Source organism: Vibrio ouci, from assembly GCF_004551525.1.
In the GTDB taxonomy this organism is placed as follows: Bacteria; Pseudomonadota; Gammaproteobacteria; order Enterobacterales; family Vibrionaceae; genus Vibrio; species Vibrio ouci.
Genome location: NZ_SATR01000067.1, coordinates 1 through 11,822 on the forward strand (window position 1 = coordinate 1; position 11,822 = coordinate 11,822).

Consider the following 11,822-nt stretch of genomic DNA (forward strand, 5'->3'; position numbering starts at 1 on the left):
TACAATGCGCAGGTTGGTGAGACTTACGCCATGATAAAAGCGTTAAATAAGCTGACAGGGTTAGGTATGCCTAAAACAGTAGTAATAGCCTAACAACTAGTCATTTTAGGCGCGTTTTTAACTAAAACCGAGTAAGGAAACAAAGCCTTTCACGACTCTAGTGGTTCTGCGAAACATAGAAGTTGCTAAAGGATTAACCGTTGCGATGAAGAAGGACTAATAGATGAGACAACTTATTAAACTAGGAATGCTAGCGGTTATTGTCGTTAGTATCGTTTTATTCGGAATGGATAGCGTAAAGCAACTCGCAGAAGTCGCTCAATCTGCTACAAAAAAATAACGAATATTGGTTAGGTGTAAATTATGAATACAACCGCAGTTATTGCGCTCATTATCTTTTTTTTGCCACTTTTTCTGTTGGCAATCTCTTTCCGTAAGGCTAAAAAAAGAAAACAAGAGTTTGAAGATAAACTCAACCAAATAAATCTTGAGAAAAGTAATCTTAAAAATGAAAAAGCCCAGCTACTAAGCAAATATCAGCCAATCATCGACATGGAACTGCATACAAAGCAGTTACTTGATGACGCTGAAGAACAAGCTGCGGCTACCCGCCACAAAGCTGATGGTATCTATGCAGAAGCGGAACAACTTCGTAAAGAAACCCGTCAAAATCTGAATGAGGCAAAAGACAAAGCTGAACTAATAAAAAATGAAGCTCGTGAAGAGGCTAATAAGGTTGTTAGCTATGCGGAAGAGCAAGCTAAAGAAATTGCGGGTGATGCATACGAAGCGAAAGCAAAAGCTGATACCTATGAAAATGCTATTCGTGCAATGCGTAACACTATTGATGGCTACAAAGACGATTACATTATCCCAAACCATTCTGTATTAGATGACTTAGCAGATGAATTTAGCCACAAAGATGCAGGTGAAGAACTAAAAGCCGCCCGTAAGCGCGTAAAGACAATGGTCCAAGATGGTCACGCTGGTGCATGTGACTATGTGGAAACACACCGAAAAACTTATGCTATCCATTTCGCTGTTGATGCCTTTAACGGTAAAGTGGACAGTGCTCTGGCAAAAGTGAAGCACGACAACTTTGGTAAAATTAAACAAGAAGTCATTGATGCTTTTGCGCTGGTTAATCACAACGGTGCTCCTTTTCGTAACGCTCGTATTAACCAAGAATTCTTAGATGCTCGCCTAACTGAACTAAAATGGGCAGTTGCGACTTTTGAGTTAAAGAAAATCGAGAAAGAAGAGCAAGCCGCTATCAAAGCACAAATTCGTGAAGAAGAACGTGCGATTAGAGAAGCAGAAAAAGCACGTAAAGAAGCCGAGAAAGAAGAAAAGATGCTTCAAAAGGCACTCGAGAAAGCTCGTGCTGAACTGAGCAAAGCGAGTGAAGAGCAAAAAGCAGAATTTGAAGCTCAGTTGGCAGAACTGGAAGGTAAACTTCAGGAAGCAGAAGAGAAAGGACAACGTGCACTTTCTATGGCGCAACAAACCCGTCGTGGTCATGTCTATGTTATTAGTAACGTTGGCAGCTTTGGTGAAGAAGTCTTTAAGATCGGTATGACTCGCCGACTTGAACCGATGGATCGCATTAAAGAATTAGGTGATGCTTCTGTTCCATTTTCATTTGACGTTCACGCTATGATTTTTAGTGAAGATGCACCTGCACTAGAAAATGAACTCCATCGCCGATTCAATCAACAGTCAGTAAACAAGATCAACCCTCGCAAAGAGTTCTTCCGCACAACTATCTCAGAAGTTAAGCAAGCGGTTGAGCAACAAGGTATTAAAGATGTTCATTGGACAATGAAAGCTGTAGCAGCGGAATACCGTGAAAGTTTATCTATCGAAAAAGAACAACAAAATGTGTCTGTCGCCTAAGAATCTATTTTGTTGTTAGTCATTGATAAAAAGAGCCGCAATTAGCGGCTCTTAATATTTTGTCGTATTGAAATAATCGTCAGATCACTCTTTACCGAATACGTTGTTCTCTTGCTCTTGTACGCGGATGAAACCCGTACGCTTGTTAGCTCTTTAGGCTTAGTTGTGGCCTACGTATGTTCAAATGGAACGCCCACCACCAAAAGTGCCTGAGATAGAGCCAAGGCAGAAACGGTTATCTTAATAAGTTCGTCTATTTAAAATAAATCTCAGCTGTTTATTTATAAAGAAAAGCCATTACCGAAACAGTCAACAATTGATAATAACCACTTATGGTTACTATGTATTAACAATTTGTTTGGCGATAATATCATTCTGTACAGTTTTTACTTTCTGTTTAGCGTTATAAAAAATAAACCCCTTATTTCGAATCGTTACAACTTCGAAATCAGTTGCTTTAAGCAAATTTCTCACTTCATGGATAAGTACGGGAAGACTGCTCATGCCTACAATCCCTCCTTGCCAAACGAACTCTTCTATATCGGACTTACTAACCAAGGTATCTTTATTCTGACACAGGTAGCAGAGCGCCCTTATTGCGTTTTGGCTGCATCCAATCTGACCTCGACCATCTGTAGTTAGTATAAACATCTTTCCTTTTGATGACTTTACAGAGACATTCAGCATCCTCTTAATAATATGGGCTTCATTGCAGAAAGCGCATGAAAATCTATTGCATTCGATATTGACCATCGGTTCATCCATTAAATAAATCAAAAACACATTTTTAATAACTAATACTATTATTACAAGTGAATACTTAGAGCTTTAGATTTGCATTATTGTTAAAATCAAAATATTACATCAAATAATTTATATAAATTAATGGATGTCACTATGTTATAACATCGATAAACTTGTGGAATATTCATACACTGCATAGAATATTGTTTGATTTTTCATTAATTCCTTAGATTAGTTTCATATTAATATTTTGAGACATTAGATAACTTATTAGTGTAGTTTCATAACAGATTTTTTAAACGTAATAGCTTTAACTGTTGCTTGTCAGGAGCTGTACGGATTGGGGCTTTAGTTTTAATTTAATGAATGCGTATATGCACACCAAAAACATCATTGAGCTAGTAATAAGAAATGTCGGTTGAATACCAATCTGGCCCGCCACAACTCCACCAATTACTGGCAATGAAACAGCTACAATCGATGCTACTTTCTGTATGTAACCTGTAACTGAACCTAAGTGCTCAAAGTCTACCAATGTACGCAACCCTGTTTTCATAATTACGAATGACATTCCTGCGGACACTCCCATCACAGACACTATCAAGTAACAACCAACAACAGATACCAGGCTATTGTTAACAATGCCCATAGCAAAGAATGCTACACCATTGATCAATAAAGAACATATATAGCACTGTATAATACTTATTTTGTCTAAAAAATATGAGCTTAATTTTGTTCCAATAATTCCACCCAAACCTAAAAATGAGATAATAAGCCCGACACTGGTTGGTTCGTCTGTTAACTCTTTAAAGAACAAACTAAGCATATCATTACTAAAGAATAGAGAAATACTAGCAAAAATGAATAAAAACACTAACATCTTGATAGTTCGGTTGTTGATAATGATCAACTTTGCATCTACAGACACAGTGTCCACGTGAGCTTTCTTAATATTTAATGTGTCGACTTTCTTTATATTAAATAACGAACAACAGAGGCCTAACATGCTAAACGTAGTGGATAAAACAATAATAGACCAAATACCATAGTACTCGTTTGCCGATACGACAATGATTGGCACTGAAATTCTTGCTAGGTTGGTTATGTAGCCTGTAATTTCGTAAAAGCTTTTCGTTTCATACTCATTTTTATTTAGCTTAACCATTGATACAGTCAGCCCAACTCTGCAAGAAATCTTGATTAGCAATAAGAGGTATAAGTAGTAAATAGAATCTACTGATGCAATAAAAGGGGTAATTACTATACAAGCTAGAAACATTAACGAGCGAAAAATATCAACTTTGCAATAATCGACATATCGACCCACCATACGACTCAGTACAAATACTGGTAGGGAGTAACATGCACCTAAGACTCCAATTTCAAAAGGAGAAGCCCGTAATATATAAATGGCAACCAGAGTAAATAATGCATAATCTAAATAAGTATCACATTCATTAGCTGCAATGGATAAATACTTCTTCATAAAGACCTCTAAAAATCGAGCACTATATTAGTGTTGAGAAACAATACTGTCAGTCTCAAGCCCATGTCGAAATATTAATCATTATTAATGGCTAAATGATGCCCTTCAGGGAAAACGAAAACCGTGCCGCAGCGCACATAAAGAAATTGATACGAGTAAGTAGATGTTTTGTAGACACTTGCCAATTTCCAGCAAAAAAAAGAGCCGCTAAATAGCGGCTCTTAATGTTTTATCGTATTGGAATAATCGTCAGATTACTCTTTACCGAATACGTTGTTCTCTTGCTCTTGTACGCGGATGAAAGTTGTACGCTTAGTTAGCTCTTTAAGCTTTGCTGCGCCTACGTATGTACACGTTGAGCGAACACCACCAAGGATGTCAGAGATAGTGCCGTGAACAGAGCCACGGAATGGTAGAAGTACGGTTTTACCTTCAGCGGCGCGGTACTTAGCTACGCCACCAGAGTGCTTAGCCATAGCAGACTGAGAAGACATGCCGTAGAACTTCATGAACTGCTTGCCGTCTTTCTCACATAGCGGTAAAAAGATTATCGTTACTTTGCCACGTAGAGCGCATGTGCTCTGAAGTAAATTGGGTCTGTTCAGTAAATGACATACCTAACGCCGGGATCTGCATCAGTGTCGATACAGTAAATGAAGACACATCATCTATATCCAAGAGCTCATAGGATAACGACAATATAGTCTCAAGGATTAAAGATGGACCAGTCAAAAACAGTGTCACGTTGCGCATTGAACATAAAGCATCGTTGCGATAGTCAATTAAACGAGACCAGTATTCATCATCTCCTTTCGACACGATGTCACCAGAAAAAATAGCGCCCATTTTCTCAATATAGGCATACCTTTTCAGCATCTGTCTGATGATGATACTGACGGTTTTCGAGCCGGCGTGAGCCACCAATGCATTATTATTGTACTCTCCCAAACCACGTTTAGACTTTGATAACTTAAGCCCATGCTTAAAAACATACTGGTCTTCTAATGGTTTAAATATGGCGCGGTCATCTAATTCATCCACATCACGAAACAAGCTGTTCGTTAAGGTACTGTCGATACCCACACAGCCAGACAAGATATTACTTAGGCGATCATCACGTTGATTGAAGTCCAATACGTGGAGTGACCGAACTCTGGATAACACCATTTCCGCTTTGACAATATCCACTAGATTAAAGTCGACTTGCTTTTTATGGTGTTCATTGGTGTTTCTGAAGCAATGCTCAATGCAAGGCAAAGTATCGAAATCGAGGTATGTTCCGCCAATTTTATACAAGATCATCAAACGTAAAATATCACTCGCACTCGCGAGATTATTTCTCAGAATCAACTCATAGAAATAGTACTTTGTAAGATCTTTACCTTTAAAGTTCATTAAGCCGTCAATACTGTGAATGTCGCGGCAAATACCCTGTTCCAAATAGTGTGCATAGGTTTCTCGTGATTTCGCTAGTTCAAGAGATAACCCCTCTGCTTCCGCTTTATCATACCTGGAGGCATAGTTAATTAACCACTCATCCAGGCTGTCATAGTTAGAGGCGTCAAACGCAAGATAAAATGCATTCTGGCGTTTTATCATTAACTCGTGGTTGCAATCTTCGATCGCGTTCAAACGACTGAGCAATGAATTAATCTTATGAGCGAGCAGCGCCTGACTGTCAAAGTAGAAGACGACTGTCCTAACCGGGTTAGATTTTCTCCAATAGTCAAAGTACTCCAATTGGGTAATTGATATGCTCCCTAACCACACAAAGAACACATGTTCACGCACTAAATTGTTGGCATTGAACAGGCCAAAATCTATCTGTTTTGAGAATTCTGAATGTATAAGAGAGCTCAGTTCATCAGTTTGTTGAGAAGCATTCAAACGGTCAAAGAGCCGAGCTAAACAACAAAGCGTGTCTCTGCTATTTTCTAACACACTGCCAACTGTCATATTCATCACCCAAGATCATTTCTTCAGCGGTTAAGTTTTCCAGGAAATAATGGATCCTTCTTGTACCTTTTAATAAGGATGGCCTTATGTATTCAGATTCAAGTTCATCTAGGTATGGCTTGCTGAAATCGTCAAGCGGTATGATTTCAAATGGCTGATAGACAAGTTTGAGTTCGAAGTTGTAAAACTCCCACTTTCCATCAGACTCAAAACTAAACGTGGCATTTTGTGATTCCTTAGGAAGAAAGTAGGTAAACTCACCTCGTGCGGTAAAGTGTTTGCCATCTTTCAGTTGTATACTTTCATAAAGTATACGGTCACCCACCCATGGAAAGTTGAATTTACACTGCCAATTACCCATTAAATCTTGTTTCGATACATTTTCTGCATGAGCGTAAAGAGGCAATAAAATCAGTACTATTAATATATTTTTCATACAATTCCACCTGATACTTTATAACGGGAAGCAAATATCGCTTCCCTTAATAGTTTAAATCAATGATTGACCGTTGCTATTAACGGCTACTTGTATTACATCCACCCGTGCGAGGCTTCTTTTCTTTGCGGTACTTCTTATAGTTGTCTTTTGCTTTCTTGATCTTACTAGGGCGACTCTTACATCCATCGTAACCTCGACCACCCACGACCATGTCTAGCTCATCATTAGATAAAGATGGAAGTTGTTCACAAATAACCTTTTTCATAATAGTCCTTAAATAATATTTAAATTTCACATCAATCAAAAAATATACCTCAACTGACGAGAGTAATATTTCATAAACTAAAAACCATTGCTCGTTAAATAATAATAAAATAAATTAATAATTAGAAAGTAAAATACCAACGATGTTATATAAATATATAGTCGAGTGCCTAATTATGGCGTAGTGTCATTATTCAGTAACTAAAGAGCATCACACGCACTTAAATCGAATATATCGTCCGCATTGTTAATAGTTTCTTGTCGGTGGGCAATGGCGATCGTGGTTAGCCCCTTAGCCGCTAGGTTTTTGTTGACGGTTCTTTCATTAACGAGGTCTAAATGACTGGTCGATTCATCCAGACACAAGATCGCCGGCTGTCGATACAATGCCCTTGCAAGAAAGAGACGTTGTAACTGCCCACCGGAAAAAAAGTTACCCATGTCACCCACCAGAGAGTGGAACCCCATTGGCAGACGCTCAATCTCTTCCAGTATACAAGCGTCATGACATGCTCCGACCATCCGTTGATAATCGTTGTCTGCGTCAAACATGGTAATGTTTTCTTCGATTGTTCCTGATAACAGGATATCGTCTTGCATCACGACACCGAACATCGCCCTATACTCGGCAGGCGATACCTCATGAATATCAACGTCATTAATCAGTACCCGTCCAGACGTCGGTTTTATCAGGCCAAGAATGATCTTCAGTAACGTGCTCTTACCACATCCTGACTCACCGATGATCACTGTGGTTTTTCTGGGCCTGAATTCAGCATTCAAATTGTAGAACAACCATTCATCATTGCTTGAATATCGAAAACTGACGTTGTCCAGGCGGATGGTCGGTTCAACTATCTCGGGAAGAGACCTCACTATGAAACTCTGCTCCCGTTCTTCCATCGTAATGTCAGAGAGTCGGGACAAATGCAATCCCAGCATTTTAAAATCAATGGCTTTATCAATGAACGTAGTAATGCTGCCAGTAAAAATATTTTTGTAGGCAATGAACGCTAAGATCATGCCAATACTCATCTCACCATCAATGACCAGCGTGGCGCCAAAATAAATAATCAAGATGTTTTCGAAGCCAAAAATGGTCTTATTTAAGGCCTCTTCCGAAAGAGACAGCTTTCCCAGGCGTATGTCACTGTTGCTTACTTCCGCGTATCGGTTTAGCCAGAGATTTTGCATCACATTCTCATGACCAAACGTCTTAATCGTTTTGATGGCTCTCACAGACTCTAAAAACGTAGAGTCCTCTTTGGCTTCAGAGATCAACATTTCTTCCGACACACGTCGGTAAGGAGAGTAAAGCAGCATTTGCATAAGAAAAGACAAACTGACCGACACGAGTACCAAGGTGGCCAGAAGGGGGCTATAAAGGTACATCATGATCAAGACGACAAACGCCATCAACCCATCGATAACCGATTCAACAATCCCTTCCGTCAGCAGTTCTCGTATGTAGGTAAGAGACTTAAACCTCGAGATCACATCGCCCACACTCCGTTTTTCGAAGTAATGAGTAGGAAGGCGGATCAAATGGAAGAAGAGGTTGGCACCCATATGAATACTCAACTGACTTCCAAACTTGATAACCAACCACTGACGGAAAGCACTGACCACGATGTTGACCAGCGTCAGTAATGAGAAGCCAATGGCCAGTACCAACAACAGGGTTCGGTCTTCACTGAGCAAAACGTTGTCGACTGTCCACTGCAGATAATACGGAAAAAGAATGGAGATAACCTGCATGAAAAACGTCAGTGTGATCAGAGACACCAGCGTTCTTTTAAAGCCGGAGATGTTGTCCCATAGGTCGCTAAGGCTCATCGTTTCTCTGGTGTCCGCGTGCTTAAAACTCGCTGTGGGGGTTAACTCCAATGCTACACCGGTAAAAGAGTGGCTCATTTCTGTCATCGTTAACTTACGTTTACCGACAGCAGGATCGTTAATGTACACTTGCTGCTTAGTGACTTTAGTCAGAACCACAAAATGGTCGAAATTCCAATGCAGGATGCACGGTAGCTTTAATTTAGGGATCTCCTCTAACGAGCATTTGAGCGCCCGACCCGATAGATTGAGATCCCCCGCCAAGTCCATTACACCTTTGAGGCTCATGCCCTTCGAGCTAATGTTAGCCTGTTTTCTTAGCGCGTGAAGGTCCGTCATATGCCCATGATAGGAGAGAATCATCGCCAATGAGGCAAGTCCACATTCAGCGACTTCAGACTGAAGGATCAGCGGCACCCTTTTCAGATCATAGAAGTTAAGCAGATCGGTAGGATTGGGGGTCTTCAATGTGTCTTTCATGTACGTTCCGGTAAAGTTCCTTTAATGGCGAGCAGAGGCTCAAGTATCCACTCAAGTATGCTTCGGCTTTCCAAGATGATATCCGCATCGGCAAGCATGCCGACTTTGAGAGGAAACCGCTGCCCAAATGCCATCATGGCCTGTTGATTAAGTCTGGCTTTAACGCGGTAAACAGGTTCGGTGATATACACAGGCGCTTGCTTCTCATCCGGTAAAATCAGAGACTGGTCAATGCGGGTGATCACACCGTCCAGCATGCCAAATTTTTGATATGGGAAAGCTTCAATGCGGACCTTGACCTTATCCCCCACTTTGATAAAACCCGCCGACTTGGTGGGTAAAAATAGCTCGATGTCGAGCCGCGATCCGTTTGGAATAATACTGAGCAATGGTGATTGTGAATTAACCCTGGCGCCAATTGTCGGTTGAATGGCTGTCACATAACCGGACTCGGGCGCAGACCTTATCAGGGCAGTCTGATTGCTGACCTGATACAGATTTGACTGCAAACCAGCGATCTCACGTTTTTTTGTCACCTCGACGAGCTTCCGGTCGGCAGGGAGTCGCTCGATCTGAGTATCAATTCTCGAGAGCTCCATTTGCCGCTCGCAGAGCTGCTGCTCAATTTTCTCGTCGGCACCAAGCAATTCCAGGTACCGCTCTTCAAACTCAGCATACCTGGCATCCGACAGGAAACCTTTAGCATGCAAGGTCTGTTGATTGGTCAATTGGGTCTTCTTAATCGCCAGTCGTTTTGCGCTGGTTGCTTTGACTTTTTTCAGTGAAGCCAAACTGTCGCGGGCCTCTGAACGTTGTATGCGCAAACTCGCCAATTCTTGCTGAAATATCACCTCAGAAACCTGCAATTCTTCTTCAATCGCGGCAACTTGCTGGCGGATCTGTTGCTTCATCGCGTTGGCGTATTCGAGGCCATTGACCAATTTCTCACTATTGACTATTTTTGCAATCGCCGCCCCTTTCTCTACCCGATCTCCAGCCTTAATATATAACGCATCTAGGATTCCCGTACGCCCGGGGTACACTTTGACAAGCCCTTTGTCTGGGACAAGGAACCCCTTCACGGTTTCTTTTCTAGCGATCTCTGCAGAGCTTAAGAAAACGGCGAACGATAAAAAAAATAAGGTAACGAATAACAATACCGTGTAAGTCGAAACGGACTGAGTAATTACTACGGATCCTGTCAATCGCCTTCTGTTTGATTTCACCGCTTCTTCTCTAAACAACATAGCTCATCACCTTTAAGAACTCTGGATTACGGTTCGCCATCATCAAACTCCATATGTTCATGTAGCGCTATAGGAAGCCCCACATATTTCACACTGCACGTTCACGCGTGAACCCGATAGGCATAACCGCCAAGCGCACATTCAAAAAACACTCAAGGGCGTTGTTAGATTATTTTGTGGATTAACTAGGCGCGGAAGTTGTTTCTCGAATTTTTAACAAAATGGCAGTATGAAGTGACCTAGGTAGAAACTGTTTCAATAATTACCTTTGTGTATTTAAAATCAATTACTTCCATGAAGTAATAAACAAAAAACATTACCAACATAATAAGCAATTAATAATAATTAATTTGGGAAACTATATATTAACAACTTGTCTGGAAATAATATTCCTCTGTCCAGTTATCCCTTTATGTTTAGCGTTGTGAAAAACAAAACCCCGATTTCGAATTGTTACGACTTCGAAGCTAGTTGCTTTAAGCAGACTTCTCACTTCATGGATAAGTACAGGAAGACTACTCATGCTAACCCCCCCTCCTTGCCAAATGAAATCTTCTAAATCGGACTTGCTAACCAAGGTATCCATATTCTGACACAAGTAGCAGAGCGCTCTTACTGCATTTTGGCTACATCCAGTCTTCCCTTGCTCATCTGAGGTTAGTATGTAAAACTTTCCATTTGATAACTTTACAGACACATTTAGCTTCCTTTCTATAATATGGGCCTCATTGCAGAAAGCGCATGAAATTTTATTACACTCGATATTGCTCATTGGTTCATCCATCAAATAATTTGAAATACATTTTCAATAATTAACACTATTATTACAAGTAAATATTTAGAGCTTTAGCTTTGTGTATAATTTAAAAAAATTAAGTACGACATCAAATTATTTATATAAAATCAATAGATATCACCATGTTATAACACCGAAAAAGATTTGGACACTACATAGAATATTAATTAAATTTTTTCTTAATTTCTTAGAGTAGTTTCATATTAATATTTTGGGGCGTTAAGACACTTTCTTAGCTTGGTTTCATAACAGGTTTTTTAATGTACTCGCTTCTTTCTTAATTCAGTTTCATAACTACAGATGGGCTTTGTTGCTTAAATCGATGGAAAGCTCTCTACCAATGATTATATTAAACGTGATATAGCGTGTCTCAGGTGTTGCCACTTTCCAACTTTCAGGCAAAAAAAGAGCCGCTAAATAGCGGCTCTTAATATTTTGTCGTTTTAGAACAATCGTCAGATTACTCTTTACCGAATACGTTGTTCTCTTGCTCTTGTACGCGGATGAAAGTCGTACGCTTAGTAAGTTCTTTAAGCTTTGCTGCGCCTACGTATGTACACGTTGAACGTACACCACCAAGGATGTCAGAAATTGTATCGTGTACTGTGCCGCGGAATGGTAGAAGAACAGTTTTACCTTCAGCTGCGCGGTACTTAGCTACGCCACCAGAGTGCT

10 protein-coding genes and 1 pseudogene are annotated in these 11,822 nt (G+C 40.2%); 1 reads left to right on the top strand and 10 read right to left on the bottom strand.

All coding sequences use genetic code 11. The features are described from left to right. Window positions 1-363: 363 nt before the first annotated feature. Window positions 364-1,896, top strand: a complete 1,533-nt coding sequence (locus ELS82_RS22230) for an SNIPE associated domain-containing protein (RefSeq protein WP_134837398.1) — start codon at window positions 364-366, stop codon at window positions 1,894-1,896. 339 nt (window positions 1,897-2,235) lie between these two features. Here the strand turns inward: ELS82_RS22230 and ELS82_RS22235 are convergent, their stop codons facing one another. The 10 genes and pseudogenes from ELS82_RS22235 to ELS82_RS22280 form a co-directional block, all read right to left on the bottom strand. Then, window positions 2,236-2,649 (bottom strand): winged helix-turn-helix domain-containing protein, encoded by a 414-nt coding sequence (locus tag ELS82_RS22235; RefSeq protein WP_134837399.1) that lies wholly within the window; start codon window positions 2,647-2,649, stop codon window positions 2,236-2,238. A 301-nt stretch (window positions 2,650-2,950) separates the two neighbouring features. Next, on the bottom strand, window positions 2,951-4,129 hold the full coding sequence (locus ELS82_RS22240) for an MFS transporter (RefSeq protein ID WP_134837400.1): 1,179 nt from the start codon (window positions 4,127-4,129) through the stop codon (window positions 2,951-2,953). A 254-nt stretch (window positions 4,130-4,383) separates the two neighbouring features. Beyond that, a pseudogene (locus ELS82_RS22245) lies at window positions 4,384-4,659 on the bottom strand (IMP dehydrogenase); the annotation flags it as partial. Next, on the bottom strand, window positions 4,658-6,091 hold the full coding sequence (locus ELS82_RS27050) for a TcdA/TcdB catalytic glycosyltransferase domain-containing protein (RefSeq protein ID WP_134837401.1): 1,434 nt from the start codon (window positions 6,089-6,091) through the stop codon (window positions 4,658-4,660). The gene ELS82_RS27050 and the pseudogene ELS82_RS22245, both read right to left, overlap by 2 nt. Beyond that, on the bottom strand, window positions 6,057-6,521 hold the full coding sequence (locus ELS82_RS22255; RefSeq protein WP_134837402.1) for a hypothetical protein: 465 nt from the start codon (window positions 6,519-6,521) through the stop codon (window positions 6,057-6,059). Before ELS82_RS22255 ends, ELS82_RS27050 begins: the two co-directional genes overlap by 35 nt. Window positions 6,522-6,600: 79 nt before the next feature. After that, complete coding sequence (locus tag ELS82_RS22260) at window positions 6,601-6,789, bottom strand: hypothetical protein (protein ID WP_134837403.1); 189 nt, start codon at window positions 6,787-6,789, stop codon at window positions 6,601-6,603. 200 nt (window positions 6,790-6,989) lie between these two features. Next, complete coding sequence (locus ELS82_RS22265) at window positions 6,990-9,104, bottom strand: peptidase domain-containing ABC transporter (protein ID WP_134837404.1); 2,115 nt, start codon at window positions 9,102-9,104, stop codon at window positions 6,990-6,992. Next, a complete protein-coding gene (locus ELS82_RS22270; RefSeq protein WP_134837405.1) occupies window positions 9,101-10,351 on the bottom strand; it encodes a beta-barrel domain-containing protein in 1,251 nt (416 codons plus the stop codon). The genes ELS82_RS22265 and ELS82_RS22270 overlap by 4 nt, the downstream gene beginning before the upstream one ends. A gap of 358 nt (window positions 10,352-10,709) precedes the next feature. Then, the gene (locus ELS82_RS27380; RefSeq protein ID WP_341867198.1) at window positions 10,710-11,135 is read right to left on the bottom strand and encodes a winged helix-turn-helix domain-containing protein; all 426 of its coding nucleotides are present in this window, start codon (window positions 11,133-11,135) and stop codon (window positions 10,710-10,712) included. Window positions 11,136-11,607: 472 nt separating this feature from the next. Next, the coding region (locus tag ELS82_RS22280) for an IMP dehydrogenase (protein WP_208733248.1) at window positions 11,608-11,822 on the bottom strand (215 nt) is incomplete at its 5' end.

What these genes read in the sequence shown, in the direction of transcription:
- ELS82_RS22255 (WP_134837402.1), bottom strand. Translation starts at nt 6,521, where the DNA reads ATGAAAAATATATTAATAGTACTGATTTTATTGCCTCTTTACGCTCAT.
- ELS82_RS22270 (WP_134837405.1), bottom strand. Translation starts at nt 10,351, where the DNA reads ATGTTGTTTAGAGAAGAAGCGGTGAAATCAAACAGAAGGCGATTGACA.
- ELS82_RS27050 (WP_134837401.1), bottom strand. Translation starts at nt 6,091, where the DNA reads ATGAATATGACAGTTGGCAGTGTGTTAGAAAATAGCAGAGACACGCTT.
- ELS82_RS27380 (WP_341867198.1), bottom strand. Translation starts at nt 11,135, where the DNA reads ATGGATGAACCAATGAGCAATATCGAGTGTAATAAAATTTCATGCGCT.
- ELS82_RS22240 (WP_134837400.1), bottom strand. Translation starts at nt 4,129, where the DNA reads ATGAAGAAGTATTTATCCATTGCAGCTAATGAATGTGATACTTATTTA.
- ELS82_RS22235 (WP_134837399.1), bottom strand. Translation starts at nt 2,649, where the DNA reads ATGGTCAATATCGAATGCAATAGATTTTCATGCGCTTTCTGCAATGAA.
- ELS82_RS22265 (WP_134837404.1), bottom strand. Translation starts at nt 9,104, where the DNA reads ATGAAAGACACATTGAAGACCCCCAATCCTACCGATCTGCTTAACTTC.
- ELS82_RS22260 (WP_134837403.1), bottom strand. Translation starts at nt 6,789, where the DNA reads ATGAAAAAGGTTATTTGTGAACAACTTCCATCTTTATCTAATGATGAG.
- ELS82_RS22230 (WP_134837398.1), top strand. Translation starts at nt 364, where the DNA reads ATGAATACAACCGCAGTTATTGCGCTCATTATCTTTTTTTTGCCACTT.